Source organism: Vibrio harveyi NBRC 15634 = ATCC 14126 = KCTC 12724, from assembly GCF_001591145.1.
In the GTDB taxonomy this organism is placed as follows: domain Bacteria; phylum Pseudomonadota; class Gammaproteobacteria; order Enterobacterales; family Vibrionaceae; genus Vibrio; species Vibrio harveyi.
The window spans coordinates 26,994-42,853 of record NZ_BCUF01000008.1 but is presented as its reverse complement, the minus strand read 5'-3'; the positions used below and the strand labels follow the sequence as shown (position 1 = coordinate 42,853).

18 protein-coding genes are annotated in these 15,860 nt (G+C 44.2%); 10 read left to right on the top strand and 8 right to left on the bottom strand.

The features are described from left to right. Nucleotides 1-14 precede the first annotated feature (14 nt). A complete protein-coding gene (locus VHA02S_RS06205; RefSeq protein WP_009696211.1) occupies nucleotides 15-905 on the top strand; it encodes a hypothetical protein in 891 nt (296 codons plus the stop codon). Between the two features lie 66 nt (nucleotides 906-971). Here VHA02S_RS06205 and bamJ read toward each other — a convergent pair whose 3' ends face one another. Then, nucleotides 972-1,445: a BamJ family beta-barrel-assembly machinery protein gene (gene bamJ, locus VHA02S_RS06200; protein WP_005453668.1), complete on the bottom strand. Its 474-nt coding sequence runs from the start codon at nucleotides 1,443-1,445 to the stop codon at nucleotides 972-974. A gap of 14 nt (nucleotides 1,446-1,459) precedes the next feature. Beyond that, nucleotides 1,460-2,092 carry a thiol:disulfide interchange protein DsbA/DsbL gene (locus tag VHA02S_RS06195; protein ID WP_038898994.1) on the bottom strand — a complete coding sequence of 211 codons (633 nt, stop codon included), beginning with the start codon at nucleotides 2,090-2,092 and terminating at the stop codon, nucleotides 1,460-1,462. A gap of 373 nt (nucleotides 2,093-2,465) precedes the next feature. Between VHA02S_RS06195 and VHA02S_RS06190 the strand changes: the two genes are divergently transcribed. Beyond that, nucleotides 2,466-3,089, top strand: a complete 624-nt coding sequence (locus tag VHA02S_RS06190; protein ID WP_017188748.1) for an OmpA family protein — start codon at nucleotides 2,466-2,468, stop codon at nucleotides 3,087-3,089. Between the two features lie 83 nt (nucleotides 3,090-3,172). Here VHA02S_RS06190 and VHA02S_RS06185 read toward each other — a convergent pair whose 3' ends face one another. The 4 genes from VHA02S_RS06185 to VHA02S_RS06170 form a co-directional block, all read right to left on the bottom strand. Beyond that, nucleotides 3,173-3,532, bottom strand: a complete 360-nt coding sequence (locus VHA02S_RS06185) for a glutaredoxin family protein (protein ID WP_009696209.1) — start codon at nucleotides 3,530-3,532, stop codon at nucleotides 3,173-3,175. A 140-nt stretch (nucleotides 3,533-3,672) separates the two neighbouring features. Beyond that, on the bottom strand, nucleotides 3,673-4,215 hold the full coding sequence (locus VHA02S_RS06180) for a hypothetical protein (protein ID WP_029790218.1): 543 nt from the start codon (nucleotides 4,213-4,215) through the stop codon (nucleotides 3,673-3,675). Then, nucleotides 4,202-4,747: a YaeQ family protein gene (locus tag VHA02S_RS06175; RefSeq protein WP_038898995.1), complete on the bottom strand. Its 546-nt coding sequence runs from the start codon at nucleotides 4,745-4,747 to the stop codon at nucleotides 4,202-4,204. The genes VHA02S_RS06180 and VHA02S_RS06175 overlap by 14 nt, the downstream gene beginning before the upstream one ends. Nucleotides 4,748-4,820: 73 nt before the next feature. Further along, nucleotides 4,821-5,030, bottom strand: a complete 210-nt coding sequence (locus tag VHA02S_RS06170) for a cold-shock protein (protein WP_005433440.1) — start codon at nucleotides 5,028-5,030, stop codon at nucleotides 4,821-4,823. Between the two features lie 368 nt (nucleotides 5,031-5,398). Here VHA02S_RS06170 and VHA02S_RS06165 point away from each other — a divergent pair, with 368 nt between their 5' ends. Next, nucleotides 5,399-5,665, top strand: coding sequence for an alternative ribosome-rescue factor A (locus VHA02S_RS06165; RefSeq protein ID WP_005453679.1), 267 nt, complete (start codon nucleotides 5,399-5,401; stop codon nucleotides 5,663-5,665). Here VHA02S_RS06165 and VHA02S_RS06160 read toward each other — a convergent pair. Further along, nucleotides 5,662-6,825 (bottom strand): threonine/serine exporter family protein, encoded by a 1,164-nt coding sequence (locus VHA02S_RS06160; RefSeq protein WP_005453681.1) that lies wholly within the window; start codon nucleotides 6,823-6,825, stop codon nucleotides 5,662-5,664. The two genes, VHA02S_RS06165 and VHA02S_RS06160, sit on opposite strands and share 4 nt — an antisense overlap. A gap of 363 nt (nucleotides 6,826-7,188) precedes the next feature. Here VHA02S_RS06160 and VHA02S_RS06155 point away from each other — a divergent pair, with 363 nt between their 5' ends. From VHA02S_RS06155 to VHA02S_RS06125, 7 genes are all read left to right on the top strand, one after another. Continuing rightward, entirely contained in the window at nucleotides 7,189-8,631 is a 1,443-nt protein-coding gene (locus VHA02S_RS06155; RefSeq protein WP_038898997.1) for a transporter substrate-binding domain-containing diguanylate cyclase, read from the top strand. Nucleotides 8,632-8,748: 117 nt separating this feature from the next. Then, entirely contained in the window at nucleotides 8,749-9,495 is a 747-nt protein-coding gene (locus tag VHA02S_RS06150) for an outer membrane lipoprotein-sorting protein (protein WP_038898998.1), read from the top strand. Nucleotides 9,496-9,561: 66 nt separating this feature from the next. Next, nucleotides 9,562-10,791 carry an ABC transporter permease gene (locus tag VHA02S_RS06145; protein ID WP_038898999.1) on the top strand — a complete coding sequence of 410 codons (1,230 nt, stop codon included), beginning with the start codon at nucleotides 9,562-9,564 and terminating at the stop codon, nucleotides 10,789-10,791. Then, nucleotides 10,781-12,016 (top strand): ABC transporter permease, encoded by a 1,236-nt coding sequence (locus VHA02S_RS06140; protein ID WP_038899000.1) that lies wholly within the window; start codon nucleotides 10,781-10,783, stop codon nucleotides 12,014-12,016. Before VHA02S_RS06145 ends, VHA02S_RS06140 begins: the two co-directional genes overlap by 11 nt. After that, a complete protein-coding gene (locus VHA02S_RS06135) occupies nucleotides 12,016-12,729 on the top strand; it encodes an ABC transporter ATP-binding protein (protein WP_038899001.1) in 714 nt (237 codons plus the stop codon). The genes VHA02S_RS06140 and VHA02S_RS06135 overlap by 1 nt, the downstream gene beginning before the upstream one ends. Beyond that, nucleotides 12,722-13,990 carry a hypothetical protein gene (locus tag VHA02S_RS06130; protein WP_038899002.1) on the top strand — a complete coding sequence of 423 codons (1,269 nt, stop codon included), beginning with the start codon at nucleotides 12,722-12,724 and terminating at the stop codon, nucleotides 13,988-13,990. Before VHA02S_RS06135 ends, VHA02S_RS06130 begins: the two co-directional genes overlap by 8 nt. 290 nt (nucleotides 13,991-14,280) lie before the next feature. Next, on the top strand, nucleotides 14,281-15,171 hold the full coding sequence (locus tag VHA02S_RS06125) for a sigma-70 family RNA polymerase sigma factor (RefSeq protein ID WP_038899003.1): 891 nt from the start codon (nucleotides 14,281-14,283) through the stop codon (nucleotides 15,169-15,171). Nucleotides 15,172-15,397: 226 nt separating this feature from the next. On the opposite strand, the gene VHA02S_RS06120 is transcribed toward VHA02S_RS06125, so the two are convergent. Continuing rightward, nucleotides 15,398-15,766, bottom strand: coding sequence for a hypothetical protein (locus VHA02S_RS06120; protein ID WP_038899004.1), 369 nt, complete (start codon nucleotides 15,764-15,766; stop codon nucleotides 15,398-15,400). Nucleotides 15,767-15,860 lie beyond the last annotated feature (94 nt).

The following is a 15,860-nucleotide window of genomic DNA, read 5'->3' as shown; positions in this document are numbered from 1 at the left end:
AAAAGGAGAATAGGATGAAAACAGTTAATCGCAGTGATGTCTTAACATTCGCAACCGTGCTATTTCTTACTGCTTTTGCTTCACCGTTGTTGGCGAATGATGCCAGCGAAGCGCAGTGTGGGGGGACATTTAGGGTAAGCATCAATGATACACCTTATAAACCTCATGTGACGCAACCTGATACCTTGTGGTTTCAAGGCAAAATAGAGTTAGATAGCCAACTAGTTAACTGTATGAGCGGCATTGTCATCAAGCCTTCAAATGGTTGGCAGCAGGTTGTTTCTGGCCCTCAAGGTAAGATCAATTCGACCGTCCTTAACACGCAAAGAAAAAGCCTAAATAGAACCCCTCAAGGAGACTTTTTACTACCAAGCCGTGGTAGTAAGCAGGTCGATTTTTGGGTGCAAGTGCCCGAAGGAAAAACCATGCAACCGGGCAATTATCGGGCAGATTTTGAATTTTCGTTACTTGGCAAGCAAGTTGAAGTTGGTGTGAGGAATGCAGGGCTCGACTACACGATAAAGCCATTCGTACGAGCACGCATAGAGGCAAATTCAAGTTCCAATGTGTCTGTTTCTGGGGCAAGAGTGACGGTGGATATGGGGAATTTAACCAAGCAAAACCGAAGGGATTTGGACATTGTCGTGGTGAGCAACGCTTCCGTAAAACTTGAGCTCGACTCGTTGAATCATGGGCACCTTGTCAATACTAGGAAACCGAGTCATAAAGTTCCGTACACCACATTTTTGCAAGGTCAGACTCTTGGGTTGGATAGTCCGGTGCTTTTAAATACTCACCGTGGGAACCAAACTCGCTTCAATATGGCTTTTGAAAATAAGGCAGTGCCAGGTGCTGCTGCAGGGTTATATGAAGATGAGATGACCATTAGTTTGATTGCCTACTGACTAAAGTAAGTTGAGACGAATAAAAACGCCGCAATTGATGCGGCGTTTTTTTGTTCTTGCTGAGGATTATTGGATGTCCAATAGCTCCACATCAAAGATCAGTACACTTGCTGGTGGGATAGGGCCAGTACCGTTTTTACCGTAACCAAGTGTGCTTGGCACGAACAGGCGGATTTTCTCGCCTACAACCATGTATTGCAGACCTTCTTGCCAGCCTTTAATCACCTGATTTAGACCGAATGTGATCGGCTCACCACGTTCTACTGAACTATCGAAAACCGTACCATCGATAAGCGTGCCATGGTAGTGAACTTTCACTTTGCTAGTTGCAGTTGGATGAACGTCGCCCGTTCCTTTCTCAAGAACAAGGTATTGCAGACCACTCTCTGTGGTAATCACACCTTCTTTCTTGCTGTTTTCTAGCAGGAACTCTTGCCCTTTTGCAAAGTTTTCGTCTGCCGCTTTGTGGTTTGTCCAAGTACGGTAGATAAAGAATGCCGCTAGGACGAAAATAATAAGAGGAAACAGAAATTTAGACACAGTAGCTCCTTGTCTTATTTTGGTTGTTTTAGCAGGTAGTTGATAGTGTCAGCCATTGCTTCAACGGTCTCGTGGCCACCAGTGATTACTTGGTATTTACCATTTACGATGAAGGCAGGAACTGAGTTGATTTGACCACGAGTCGTGATCTCTTCTGCTTTAGTAATATATTCAAACAGTTTCGCTTGTTGTGCGTCTTCTAGCTGGTAAGGGCTTACTAGGTTACGAGACTCAAAAGCTTTCTCTACCGCTGCTTGGCGCTCATCGGCTGTTGCATCTGCACTCATTTGAACGGCAGCAAACAGTTCTTCCATAAACGCTTTGTCCGGAGTGCCGTTAACTTGCATTGCCGCTGTATAGAAAATGATCGCGCTGATTTGCGCACTTTCGTTAAAGGTAACGTGCATCTTCTCAACTTTCTGTTCTGTCAACGATTCAATTTGAGGAACGAACTGTTCCATCGTACGACAATGACCACAGGTGAGAGAAAACGCTTCAGTTACTGGTGCTAAGTTGTATTCAGCAAGAGAAACTGGCAGAACTTCGTATTGCTTGCCTTGTTGTGGCTGACTATTGCCGTTGTCACAAGCTGTTAGGGCAAAAACTGCGGCAAAAAGTGCAGCGCCTTTAGAAATGGTTTTGAACATGGGTAAGGCTCTAAATAGTAAAATTGGTGCTAGTTTATCGGTTAACGGTATCGACGAAAACCATTAATACGGCTTGTTACACTAAAGTGAGACAATCGAAGAAAGTTTAGACAAAACATGGCAATGACGTTGTGTTTAGTGCGCTCAGCTATTGAAAATTCGTGAAGTGAAACGCCATTAAGCGACAGTTTAGTTAACGAGATTTTCTTTGCTCTCTTATCTACCAAATAATGTTTGATAAAAATGAATGCCCAACTTAAATCGTTGGCATGAACTGTGCTTGTGTATTGAAGAAAATATGGTAATAGGCACTAAAGTTTGGGCGATTTAAGCCGACACAGTGAACAGGAATTCATTCTACGTTGGTAACGGTATGAAGCATTGGTTTTTAGTGGCATGCGGTCTATTAGCCGGGTGCACGAGTATTAATTCAGATATGGTTCCGGGCGGTAATATTCTCGATACTGCCCCGAGAACTAACTCAGAGCTAAGACATCCAGAGTGGGGTTACGCGAAATCTTACGTGTCAACTCCACGTTATGTTGCTCAGACTCCGAGTACAGCTGGAAAAAAGTCACAGGGCGTGACGTCACTGGAGATGTTTTTAAATAGACATCATATCGCCCATGAAACCATCAGTGGCGACCACCTTATGGTGCGTTTGAAAGAACAAGTGCATTTCCAAACGGGCTCTGCGAGATTATCATCGCAATCTCAAGACTGGATCCGCAATCTTGGACATTATCTTGCCGGGCGTACTGATGTTGATGTGGTGATAGACGGTCATACAGACAGTACAGGCGCAGAGAGTTTTAATGATTCGTTATCGGAAAAGCGTGCTCGTGAGGTAGAAAAGCAGCTACTTGCAACCAGCTTGCCTCGTCAAAGAGTGTTCTCTCGTGGCTTTGGCGAATATGTGCCGCAGTGCAGTAATACCACAGCAAGCGGTAAGGCATGTAATCGTCGAGTGGAACTGATGCTGATTGTCGATCAGTAAGCGCCCATATCATTGAATTGAGATAAAAGAAAAGAGGCACCGTATGGTGCCTCTTTTGCATCCGCCAATGTTCTTAGGGGGAACTAGGCAAATTCTTTTTCAATGTAAGCGACGATGTCTGAAGACTCGTAAAGCCATTGCGTCTCGCCATCTTTTTCAATACGCAGACAAGGTACTTTTACACGACCGCCACCTTGTTCAAGTGCTTCGCGATGTACTGGGTCGTTTTTCGCATCACGTAATTCAATATTCACGGATTGACGTTTCAAAGCACGTCGAACTTTTACGCAGAAAGGACAAGCTTCAAATTGGTACAGTGCGTAGTTTTTGGCTTTATCATCAACGCTTTTCTGTGCTTCTGCCGAACGTTTAACGCCACGGGGAGAGAATACTGCATTGAGAAGTAGAATGATTTTTCCCAAAATCCAACGGATAAACTTCATAATGATCCCTTGATGTTCAGTGGATGAGTGTCCTTGTATGTCATGCAACGAACTTACGTAACGAAGTCGTTGAGCGTAGAAAGCCGTTGCATGAAAGGGCGTAGTCTATCAGGTGTTTGGTTTTGACAAAACCATGTATTTTATGAGGAAAACAGACGTTTTACCCAACCAAATAGCCCGCTTGCTTTTACTGGGTTAGCTTCTTTACCAAGATAGAAACTCTGCATTAAATCGGTACGAAAAGCATCCAAATCCATGCGCTTAATCACTAACTCATGTTGCAGGATATTTTGCGTTTGTTCTGCATGGTCATGAGCAAGGCTAAAATCCATATTTAGATAGCCTTGGGTGTATAGCCATAAATGCGTCACCAGTACTAAGTCTTCGGCCGACTGATTGGTGAATTTTTCCGCGTGCTCTTCACCAAGCGTGTCGTTCAACACTTGCTGCATGTGGTGAGTGGAGGTGGCATGTTGTTCATACAGGGCGCTGGCTTCGATGTGAGATTTAGTCAAAAGCCCAAGCATATGCAGCGCAGGGGCTGTGTCAGGCTTGTTTTCACATACTCTAATGAACAATGGGGCTTGTTCTTTTGTCCAACGTCGCCTTGCAGCCTTATGCTCATTAACGAAGGGAATGTTTTTGAACCCCATTTCTTGGATCAGTTCATTAAGAGGCGTCATTACTTTGCAATTCCTTCACCGTCACTTCGACGTGTTGTTCGTTAATATCAACGAAAATAGAGGTGCCGGTAATCATAACAGATAGGCTAGTGCCACGGTCAAGGTGTTGTGAAATCAAGTCGATAGCATTGTAGTCAAGGCTTGCCACATCCACTGGAAGCATGCCAAATTTGCCCGCCATCTTATCCCACCAAACGGAGGCTTTGGTGTTGTAGGTATAGACTTTTACTTTCTTAGCCAAACGGGTCGCTTTCTTGATGCGATCTGGTTCTGGTTCGCCAATCTCAATCCAGTGAGTGATAGATTGGTCGTCCTCTACACGCCACAAATCTGGTTCTTCTGTTGTAGATAGACCCTTAGTGAACTCAAGATCATCTTGTGCATTCAAGCAGTAGGCGAAAATACGAGCCAACATGCGCTGTGGCTTTTCAGAAGGGTGAAGGGCGATAGTAAGATTTTTTGAATCGTAGTAATCGTTGTTCATATCAGAGATTGCGATACGAAACTTGTAAATTGTTGGTTTTAGAGCCATAGGAAGTATCGATAAATGAAGGGCAAAAAAATAGCCAGCTAAAAGCTGGCTACCATATCAAAATCTTAAAGGATTAAACTAGAGTGATTTTCTCAGCTTGTGGACCTTTTTGACCTTGAGTGATTTCGAATTCTACTTTCTGACCTTCAACAAGCGTACGGAAGCCGTCACCTTGGATTGCAGAGAAGTGAGCGAAAACGTCAGGACCGTTTTCTTGTTGGATGAAACCGAAGCCTTTAGTTTCGTTGAACCACTTAACTGTACCAGTAGCTTTGTTAGACATGTCTATTTCCTAAATATCTAATTTTATGTAAATCTTCGCCTAATCGGCGCTTATAGCGTGGAAAAATAAATTGCTATTGCGTACCACAGGACGGGGGAGTTACGAGTAATCCAACGAAATGTGAAAACAAAGAACTTTCTTTCTAGCCGTGTTCGAGTCTAGGTTAATTACGGGTATAGTCAACATATATCGACCCATCAAGGGCAAATATTTGTATCTAGTCACTTTTTATACGGTGTATTTTTGATGAATTTTCAAATAAATGACGTTGTTGTGAAGTTTTTGGAGAATAAAATGAATTTTATTATACAAATTTGACTATTTTCCCTAATTATTGTCCAATCTGGTTCGACCATTAAGGAGGAAGTATGGTAAAGAACAAATCTAATCCTCAGCCAAATGAATTGAATCAAGATACCGAGTTTGGCAGAGGGGAAATCAAAGACAACGCACTTAAAGCTGTCGTCACTAGTCAACTGTTTAGAACGCGGGTTGTGAAAGCCAAAAAAGGCAAAGGCAGCTTCAATCGGAAAGCAAAACATAGAGGCAAAGAGCCCTATTCAAAGTTCTCACTAAAGTGGATTTTGAATAGGGCTTTTTTCTTATCTGAAGGTGATGGCGAGAGGGGGTTTTAGCGTTCTATTTTTGGAGAGTAAATTGAGTAAGCCGTGATTTGCCCCGCAACGATAGCAGAGAACATAAACAGCGCAGACAGACCAATACTTGGAATGGGTAAAATAGATTGTTCAAACACGGATTGGCTTGCGCTTACTAAGACGCGGCTACCTGGAACCAAAATGATGATGCCTTGAACAATGTAGATAGAGCCAGTCAGTTCCATCTTTTTCGCAATCCAAGTTCCGTATAATGTAATCAGAACTGTAGTTACCCAAGTCCCCACAACCCAGCCACTTTCGAAACCAAGATAAAAAGGTCCCCACATGCCCAGCATTGCAACGGGTAAGCCAAGCAGAATGTCGATAGGGCGAGCGTTAAAGATCACTCCAAGGCTGGCGGAAATTAAGAATAGTCCGCTAATGTGCATCCAAATCGGGATTTCATTGGTGTAGGCGATGGATTGCGCTTGTCCCCAAATGGCTTCACCGATATTGAGCCCCATGGTAATGCCAACAAACAACTTGATCAGCGTGAGAGCGCATTGCCCCAATAAACTGGTCCCTGATACCAAATCATTAAACGCGAGACATTCAAGGGAGTTAGCGATGGAGAGTCCGGGTACAAATAAGACAATCGTTGCGATACATAGCGCCCAAACAGGGATCGGCAGTCCAGTGCTGGACAGGTACGCAACAATAATACCTGTGAACAAAGCTGCAATGAACTCAACTGCAATTGCACGTCTCGCTCGGCAAACTTGCTGGCATCCCCAGACCATAAAACCAAGAATAAAAGCAAAGCCGACCGCTTCTAAAGTACTGCCGACCAGCATCAAGTACGCGGGTGGAATGCCCATATTCGCCAATGCAATAACCCATGAAGGATATCCAGCAGGCTCTGGGACGGGTTCGCTACTCGGTTGGTTGATTCGAATGATGGTGTTAGCTAGCAAACTTAAGTTGATTGAAGCTGGTTTCAAGCGCTTGAGTACCACTGCATTGTTATCATCTGGAAATTGATAATTGATCGCGGTTGGCGTGGCTTGAATCATCACATCCACGCCATGTTTTTGCGCGTAGTGCTGAGTGTATTTCTCTACTTTGTAAGGCGCACAGCCACTACGATGCAGCGTATCGCCAATTTCGACGATTTTGTTAATTCTATATTGAGAAGGCATGGCGAAAGCGAAAATTTCGGGTCACAAAAAAATTGCGCGTAAGTTAACAAAGTGATTCTTGTCGAGCGAATAATCATTAACTTTTTTGTGTGATTTTGTGGACTGTGTCAGGTGTTACTCATGTCGCTAAAAGGCTCAACCCAGAGAAACCCGGAGTTTCGAACTTTTATTCATATTAAATTCATAACAATTCGTGATGATTCTATAAAATAATCTAATGTAAAAGTGCCATTTTTCAGTGTAAAGGTACTAATTTAGATTCATATCAATAAGAGTTGCTACCTAAAGAAAGAACCTCTGCTATACCTTTAGTTCTATTTAAGTCTTAGATAGCCCTTTAGGGTAGGTTAGTGAGAAGTAGGTATGACCTTCATGCGTTATAGTACTAATGGTTGGAAAAACACAATATTTGGCATGTTTCTGCTGCTTATTGTTGCGTTCCATTCCAGCGCAGTCTATGGGCACGAAACTAAGCAAGGTACCTTGGTTGTTGCTAATTCAAAAGCATGGAAACCCTTCTCATACCTTACGCCAGATGGTGAGCCTCAAGGCATCTTAATTGACTTCTGGCGCGAGTACTCCGTTCGAAATGATGTTCATGTGAAATTTCTTTTGCTTGACTGGGAAGAATCTTTACTAGCAGTAAAAGAGGGACGAGCAGATATTCATGCTGGATTGATATTTTCTGCAGAGCGCAGCCAGTATCTGAACTTTGGCACAGTGATTATGCCTATCGATACTCAACTTTATGTAAACAGTGACCTGTTAGGAATTGACGTGGAATCGGTGCTGAAAGGTGAATCGGCAATGGAAGTTGGTTTGGTGAAAGGAGGATACGAAGAGACTTTCGTTCGTAAACACTACCCGAACGCGGCAATACGGTTGTTTTCGAATAATGATGCGTTGCTAAAAGCGGTTACGAGTAAGCAAATTTTTCTGTTTGTCGCTGATACCCAGGTATCCAATTTCTACATGGCAACAACACCTGACTCGGTGACTTTCTTACCCGCATTGCATCTTTACAGCAAAGATTTAAGAATCGCGACGGGTGACGGCAGTGCAAAGTCGATTGAAGAGGTATCGAGGAATTTTGAGATAGTCATGGAGGCAAATAAGGACCGGATCCTCAGTCGTTGGATTCATATTAAAACTGTCTATCCAGCGTATCTTGCTCCACTCGCTGTTTTTGCGCTGATTATTGCTGCCATGTTCCATATTTTTTCACTTAAGCGTACGGTTGCTTTGCGTACTCGGCAGCTTACTTTGGTGAACCAACAACTTTTTGAACTCACACTTACAGATCCTCTCACTAAACTTTATAACCGACGTCACTTGATAGAAAGGTTAGCGACGTTAAGTACAGTAAAAAGAAACCTGACCGTAATGGTGTTTGATATTGATGACTTTAAATCCATCAATGATCAATTTGGACATTTGGTTGGGGATCAAGCTATTGTTGCTGTCGCGAATACAGCAAGATCTGTCATCGATGAAAGAATGACTTTAGCGCGCATTGGTGGTGAAGAGTTTGCCTTAGTAACGGCTTCGCTCTCTGCAGAGGAAGCAGAAGTTCTTGCTCGTACAATTTGCACCCAAGTAAATTGCGCACCAGTGACCTTAGATGGACAAACGATTAGTGTGAGTATCAGTTTAGGGTGCGCGTATTATCCAAAATTTGATGAACAACCAAGCCTGCAAGATACTGATCAACTTATGTACCATGGCAAGGCAAACGGGAAGAATCGCGCTGTGTTCCAAATCATCAACAGAAACAAAGTGGAACCATTACTTCGTAAAGCTCAGTAAAACTTTGAGCGTGCTCTCGCTGACCTTCATCCTCTCCTTGCTATACTGATTTGAACTCCCTGTTTTTATTGTCATTTCTGACGCGAATAGTGTTGGATTTCAGTGTCGAGGACGGTTATGCGTACTGCTTGGTTATCTCTACTGTGTTGGTCCATTTCATTTACTGCTGTGGCTGAAAGTGCTTTTGATATCGTGCAAAAGTCAGATCAAGCAATGCGTGGCGATTCCAGTTATACCGAATCTACAATGGAGATCATTCGTCCTGATTGGACTCGGTCGATGACAATGAAGAGTTGGACAAAAGGGACAGCGTTGTCTTTGGTGTTGGTTACGGCGCCAGCCAAAGATAAGGGCAGCGCTTCTCTAAAACGACAAAGAGAAATGTGGAATTGGGTGCCGAGTATTGAACGCGTCATCAAAATTGCGCCATCTATGTTGAGCCAATCGTGGATGGGCTCAGACTTCACCAATGATGACTTAATCAACCAGTCTTCTATCGTGGTCGATTATCAACATGAATTAAAAGGCGAGGATACGTTTGATGGCGACAAGGTTTGGGTGATAGATGCTGTTGCGAAGCCCGATGCTCCTGTAGTTTGGAGCAAAGTAACGTTGTGGATTTCCAAGTCGACCTATCTGCAGCGCAAAGTGGAATTCTACGATGAGTTTGATGAGCGAGTGAACGTGATGACGACTTATGACGTGAAAGAGCTCGGCGGGAGAAAATTAGCGACCAGAATGGAAATGCAGCCGCTTGATAAGCCAGACAACAAAACCGTACTCATTACTCACCAAGCACAGTTTGATTTTGATATTGATGACAGTTTTTTCTCTCAGCAACAGATGAAATCGCTGCGAGACTAAGTTTGGATAAATGAACGGCTAAAAGAAGAAACGGATAATCAAATATCAACGGAAGGAAGCGAATCAATGCTTGTGAAACTGGCTTGGCGAAACCTCTGGCGACAAAAGCGCAGGACACTACTGACGGCGTCTGCGTTGGCATTGGTGCTGTTTCTTTCGCTTATTACGCGAGCGTTTCAAGAAGGCAGTTATACGTCCAATATCAAAAATGCCGCAAAGTTTTATACGGGTCTGATTCAACTGCAAAACCCCGAGTTTGGTGACTCTTCCAGCATTGATGATGTCTTGCCGCAAACCAACACCTTCATTTCGGCGGCGAAAAACAATCCCAATATTGATGTGGTATTACCTCGGGTAGAGTCTTTTGCTTTAGCCGCAAAAGATGAACGCTCAAAGGGTGTGATGGTACTAGGCGTTGAGCCTGAAGCTGAAGATCAATACTCCAATATCAGCGACAAATTGATTGAGGGAAGCTACATCCAATCAGGGCAAAAATCAGTGCTAGTTGGTGGTGGTTTGGCGAATTATTTGCAACTCAAGGTTGGCGATGAACTGGTGCTATATGGTGCCGGTTATCGAGGACAGACCGCGGCAGGTTTGTATCAAATCTCGGGCATTCTTCATTTTCCTTTGCAGCAGCTTGATTCTCAGTTGGTGTACATGCCGCTCGATACCGCGCAAAGCCTGTATTCATTGGATGACCAAGTCACCGCATGGGTTTTAAATACGGAGAGTCTAAGAGACTTACCTGATACCGTTGAACAACTTAAAGCCGAGCATGGCAAAAATGTCGCCGTGAAAGATTGGAAAGAGTTGTCGCCAGAAATGGCTCAGCAAATCGCCTTGGATAAAGCGGGCGGTATTTTCTTGATTTACATTCTCTACGGCATTGTTGGTTTTGGCTTGTTTGCGACTATCTTAATGACGACATTAGAACGTCAGCGTGAGTTCGCTGTCATGCTGGCAACCGGAATGTTGCGCTCCAAACTCGTATTTCTGCTTACGATAGAGTCTCTGTTTATGTCCGTCATTGGCATCCTTATTGGGCTTATCGTGAGTGCTCCTGTGTTGGGGTATTTCTACTTTAATCCAATCGAAATTACCGGCGATGCTGCCAAGCTCATGCGGGAAAGTGGTTTTGAGCCTATTGTGCCCGTTTCGCTCGACCCACACTTACTGCTCAATCAAATCACCGTCGTGCTGTTTATTCTTTTGTTGTGTTTGCTTTACCCAATGGTTCGCATGCTTCGAATGCCCATTGCGGCAGGGTTAAAAGGAGGTGCTCATGCTGGTTAAGTTGGCTTGGCGTAACTTGTGGCGCAACAAGTTGAGAACCTCAATCATGCTCGGAGCTATGGTATTTGGCTTGATGGGCGTGGTTGCCATGATGGGATTCATGAATGGCTTGGTCGATAGCATGATTAAGAACGCCATCTCTTGGCAAACCAGTCATTTGCAGATCCAGCAAAAGTCCTATTTGGTCAATCCTGAGCTAAAAGATGTGATTCCCGATGCGAATGAGATTAGCAAAGTACTGGTGAGTAACCGAGAAGTGAAAGCCATCTCTGAGCGATTTCTAGCAGATGGCATGATAGCGTCGGCGCGCAGTACACGAGGTATTCGCATCAATGGCGTTAATATCGATCAAGAGCAAAACATCACGCCACTCTCACAACACATTGTCGACGGAGAATGGCTGAGCGAAGAAGCTAGAAGTCCGATTTTAGTATCGAGCAAGATAGCTGAGCGATTAAAGCTACGTGTCGGCTCCAAAGTTGTACTTACTCTGTCTGATGTGAATGGGGAGGTCGCCGGTGCGGCATTTCGTGTTCGAGGTATATTCAAAACACCATCGACAGGATTTGATGATGGGAATGTTTACGTCCGAAAAGTGGATCTTGAAAAGGTAGCGGGGCTGAGTGGTACACACGAAATTGCGATACTTCTTACTTCTAATAACGATGCTGAGCTCAAGCAGTTACTGGCGTTCACTCACTCTATTTTGCCGCCGGAAAGTAAAGACTTGCTCAGTGTGAGACCTTGGCAGGAGATCCAACCTTTGCTCTCGACCATGACGAGCACAATGGATGTTTCCAACCAGGTGATGCTGGTGGTGTTTGTGCTGGCGATGACTCTTGGCATCATCAATATCATGCTGATGTCGGTGTTTGAGCGTACGCGAGAGTTCGGTGTGTTAATGGCTGTAGGCATGCAAAAACACAAGATACGCTTGTTGATCGTTTTCGAAACCTTGTTCCTCGGATTAAGCGGTTGTGCGCTTGGATTGCTCGGGAGTGCGATTATGCTCAAGGTGCTGAGTATTACCGGATTGTCACTGGCTGGTATGGCGGAAGGGCTAGGGGCTTATGGCGTGGATACCTTGCTTTATCCACGGGTATCAATAGCGGAATATCAAATGATCATTGTCGCAATTTTTGTTGCCAGCCTTATCGCAGCCTTGTATCCCGCACGACAAATTTTGAAGCATCGACCTGTGGATGCCATGGCGGAGAAAAGCTAATGACCATCAAACTAGAAAACCTAACTAAGATTTACAACGCCGATGGTGATTACCCTGTGCACGCAGTGCAGTCGGTAGACTTAGAGATTAAGCAGGGTGAATTTGTTGCGATCATGGGACCATCTGGTTCGGGCAAAACGACGTTGTTGAACATGATCGGCGGTATTGATGCCCCAAGCTCTGGCAAGGTGGAAATCGATGGTTGCATGATTTCATCGATGTCAGAAAAAGAACTGATTGCCTATCGTCGCGATAATATAGGCTTCATCTTCCAAGACTACAGTTTGTTACCTGTGTTAACCGCGCTTGAGAATGTGGAATTCGTCATGCAGCTGCAAGGTAAAACCGAGCGAGAGTGCCGTGAACGTGCGACGTCCTTACTTGAGCAAGTGGGATTGGCGGAACAGATGAATAAGGTGCCTGGCAAAATGTCTGGTGGGCAGCAACAACGTGTTGCGGTTGCCCGTGCTTTAGCGCCAAAGCCTCGTTTTGTCATGGCGGACGAACCTACTGCCAACCTAGACGCCAAAAGCACCACGGAGTTGCTCGACATTATGGAGCAACTTAGCGAACAAGAGGGAACGACGTTTATCTTCTCGACCCACGATCCGCGGGTGATAAAACGTGCACACCGCATTATCGTATTTGAAGACGGTCGTTTGGCGCGTGATTTCAGCAATATCGATAATCGCGCAGAGAGGTCGCATGCATAGAGCTGTTTCCCATTTGTCTGCGACTTGCACTAAAGCTCTCTCATTCAATACTGGTTTGCCCAGAACAAAAATAAATACAGTGTTTATTAAGGTGTTAAGCCTTTCATTGCTTAGTCTTCAGGCTGGTTCTGCCTTGTCTGCTGTTCCCGGATTAGAGCCTCATAAGTCATGGGATTTGGATGGTTACATCAAATACATGGCAACCTACAGTATTCCTGATGGCACTGATAATACGTTCGATAACCTGATACACAATCGACTTAACTTTGAATACCGTTTTTCCTCTAGCTGGCGTGTGAATGTTGGGCTACGAAATAGAGCACTTTGGGGCGATTCTACCGACTTTCCTGGCTATGCCGATTTGGTTGCGTTGGATTCTGGTTACATGGATTTGAGCAAAAACTGGCATGAAGATGATGTGGTCATTAACAGTCAGCTTGATCGTCTATATCTCACTTGGCAGCAAGATGACTGGGGAGCGCAACTAGGGCGCTTTCGTATCAATTGGTCGATGAATACGATATGGAATCCAAACGATATCTATAATGCGTATTCGATTTACGATTTTGACTATGAAGAGCGGGCAGGCACGGATGCGGTCATGTTGAGCAGAAAATTAGGTTTTGCCGATGGGGTAGATTTGGTGTTTTCACCAGCTCGTCAGTCAGGGCAGGACAGTACCTCACTGCGTTACTTCGCCAATCAATCGGGATGGGATTATCAGTTTATTACAGGGCGAGCTCGGATGGATTACGTACTCGGCGCTGGTTTTGCAACGGATGTGTTTGATGCGGGTTTTCGTGGAGAGCTCACGTGGTTTGATCCCATTGATCCCATTGATCCAGAATTTGAGGGTGAACCGACTAAAAAGACCACAGTTGCCAGTATTGAATCGGATTACAGCTTTGGCGGTAAACGCAGCTGGATGGGGCGTGCAGCGTGGTTATTTATCTCTGAACCTCAAGATGCATCAAGCGCATTGGCGTATTTGAATCTTCCTCTCGATGCAAAAACGTTGAGCTTTACACGAAATACATGGTACGCCGATGTGAGCTTTGACTTAACGCCTCTAAACCGTGTCACGCTCTCAACCAGTTACTACGATGATCATTCCTATTTCCTTGGGATATCGAGTAACTACTCCCTCGCTAATGACTGGCAGTTGCTCACGGTAATCCAAAGCTTTAACGGTAGCAGTGGCAGTTTGTTTGGCGAAGCACCTGCGACGTTGTTGTTTGCTAACATTAAATATAGTTTTTAAGTATATGTTTTAAAAGTGAATTTATTTAAATGTTAGTAAGTGAAACTCTTCTATCAACTCTGATGTAAATACGATACTGAATGTTGCTCCATAAATCCCAACCCGCTCACGCTTTGACAGTTGAGTGCAGGGTTAATATGAAATTAAATGCAATTTCTTGGTAAAGCTAAAAAGCCTTGTCTACACTCAACGTAAAACGAATGTTATTCGTTGGGTGGCATATTGATTGAGCCGCGGAGAAAAGTAGCCAAAGAGCTACACCAGTAAAGTTGGCTGATAAGGACGGGGAAATGAACAACGAGTGTTTTGCTAGGTCCCGAGGTGTCACGGATGAGATGCCAATGAAAGAAACGCTTTCTGCAGGTAAAGATCCTTATGCACATTACCTAAAAGACATCGTGGGGATTGATTTACTCTCTCGAGAAGATGAACTGCATTACGCCAAGCTTAATCGTGCGGGTGATAAAGAAGCGCGCGAGGTCATGATTGAGTCTAACTTACGTTTGGTGGTGAAAATTGCAAAAAGCTACTTAAAACGTACTGGTAACAATTTCACGTTGCTTGACCTAATTGAAGAGGGCAACATCGGCTTGATCAAAGCCATCGACAAGTATGATCCTGAGCCAGGTTATCGCTTTTCAACTTACGCAGTGTGGTGGATTCGCGAAAACATTGAAGCGGCTTTAATGAATAACGGTCGCACGGTGCGTTTACCTGCCCACGTATGTAAAGAGATAAATAGCCTTGCGTCGAAAAAGCACGATGCGAGCAAAACCATGCGCAAAGACATCTCCATTTCAGAGTTGTCCCATTGTTCTGGCGTAAAGGTAGAGCGTGTTGATGAGTTAGTCGCGTTGAGTGGCTTTATCGATGTTTCAACAACTGTCGACCTTAATCATGCGCCATTTGTGCTCGAACAGTGCGAAAGCGAATACACAACAGATCCACAGCAAGATTGCGAAGACCATTGCTTTACTCAAGCACTGGAGCACGTCGTCAACACATTGCCTGTGAAGTTGCAGCAAGTGTTAATTCATCGCTTTGGCTTGTTTGAGCATAATGTGAAAACACTAGCTGAAGTTGGGGACTTACTGAATATCTCCAACGAACGCGTGAGACAAATGCAGAAAGAGGCGGTAGAGCGAATACAAAAACGTCTTCAGTTTGATGGATGGGTTTAATACCAATCGTAGCAAATAAGTGATCAATCTAGCTGGTTAAAACGCTCGATAACGTCGTTTAAAATTTTAATTGTAGAATAACTACTTATCGAAAATTTTAGCCTTGTTCTCAAGCGTTTTTCCTGCGCTAATTTTGATCACCTACTTACTGTGATTGGTATAAACACCGATAAATAGCTTCTAAAAAGCCAGCGTCATTGCTGGCTTTTTTCTATCTGCGTGTTGCTCAGTTGGTCTTTGCTTGTTCTTCGGCAAAAAGCAGTAATTCAAGTTGCGCTTTTGCGGAGGGTTCGAGTGTCCAGATGCTCAACATGCGGTTAAGGGCAGCTCGATACACACGACTCTTGAGTAAGAAAGCGAGGGTGCTCGTATAGTTATTCACCACTTGATTTTGTGTTGCCACTAGCTCCGCTTTGTTTGCGATGTCGATTTGCTCGAGATTGAAATCAGGCAAAAATGCACACTCGTACCACACCTCGACAATCTCGCGGATTTCGAGTTCTTCTTCAGGCACATCAAAGTCCTGTAATGCGTGGTTTTCCGGTATCGCTGATAAATAAACCACATCCAATTTGTCAGCAACAAATGTATACATCTGAATCCTAAATACCTCTAAATCTCGGTCGAATCATCTCTCTGGTTTATATCTTTGTCAATTGTATCTGTCTGATTAAAAAGTTAATTGTGAA

What these genes read in the sequence shown, in the direction of transcription:
- VHA02S_RS06205 (WP_009696211.1), top strand. Translation starts at nt 15, where the DNA reads ATGAAAACAGTTAATCGCAGTGATGTCTTAACATTCGCAACCGTGCTA.
- VHA02S_RS06195 (WP_038898994.1), bottom strand. Translation starts at nt 2,092, where the DNA reads ATGTTCAAAACCATTTCTAAAGGCGCTGCACTTTTTGCCGCAGTTTTT.
- VHA02S_RS06190 (WP_017188748.1), top strand. Translation starts at nt 2,466, where the DNA reads ATGAAGCATTGGTTTTTAGTGGCATGCGGTCTATTAGCCGGGTGCACG.
- VHA02S_RS06185 (WP_009696209.1), bottom strand. Translation starts at nt 3,532, where the DNA reads ATGAAGTTTATCCGTTGGATTTTGGGAAAAATCATTCTACTTCTCAAT.
- VHA02S_RS06180 (WP_029790218.1), bottom strand. Translation starts at nt 4,215, where the DNA reads ATGACGCCTCTTAATGAACTGATCCAAGAAATGGGGTTCAAAAACATT.
- VHA02S_RS06175 (WP_038898995.1), bottom strand. Translation starts at nt 4,747, where the DNA reads ATGGCTCTAAAACCAACAATTTACAAGTTTCGTATCGCAATCTCTGAT.
- VHA02S_RS06170 (WP_005433440.1), bottom strand. Translation starts at nt 5,030, where the DNA reads ATGTCTAACAAAGCTACTGGTACAGTTAAGTGGTTCAACGAAACTAAA.
- VHA02S_RS06165 (WP_005453679.1), top strand. Translation starts at nt 5,399, where the DNA reads ATGGTAAAGAACAAATCTAATCCTCAGCCAAATGAATTGAATCAAGAT.
- VHA02S_RS06160 (WP_005453681.1), bottom strand. Translation starts at nt 6,825, where the DNA reads ATGCCTTCTCAATATAGAATTAACAAAATCGTCGAAATTGGCGATACG.
- VHA02S_RS06155 (WP_038898997.1), top strand. Translation starts at nt 7,189, where the DNA reads ATGACCTTCATGCGTTATAGTACTAATGGTTGGAAAAACACAATATTT.
- VHA02S_RS06150 (WP_038898998.1), top strand. Translation starts at nt 8,749, where the DNA reads ATGCGTACTGCTTGGTTATCTCTACTGTGTTGGTCCATTTCATTTACT.
- VHA02S_RS06145 (WP_038898999.1), top strand. Translation starts at nt 9,562, where the DNA reads ATGCTTGTGAAACTGGCTTGGCGAAACCTCTGGCGACAAAAGCGCAGG.
- VHA02S_RS06140 (WP_038899000.1), top strand. Translation starts at nt 10,781, where the DNA reads ATGCTGGTTAAGTTGGCTTGGCGTAACTTGTGGCGCAACAAGTTGAGA.
- VHA02S_RS06135 (WP_038899001.1), top strand. Translation starts at nt 12,016, where the DNA reads ATGACCATCAAACTAGAAAACCTAACTAAGATTTACAACGCCGATGGT.
- VHA02S_RS06130 (WP_038899002.1), top strand. Translation starts at nt 12,722, where the DNA reads ATGCATAGAGCTGTTTCCCATTTGTCTGCGACTTGCACTAAAGCTCTC.
- VHA02S_RS06125 (WP_038899003.1), top strand. Translation starts at nt 14,281, where the DNA reads ATGAACAACGAGTGTTTTGCTAGGTCCCGAGGTGTCACGGATGAGATG.
- VHA02S_RS06120 (WP_038899004.1), bottom strand. Translation starts at nt 15,766, where the DNA reads ATGTATACATTTGTTGCTGACAAATTGGATGTGGTTTATTTATCAGCG.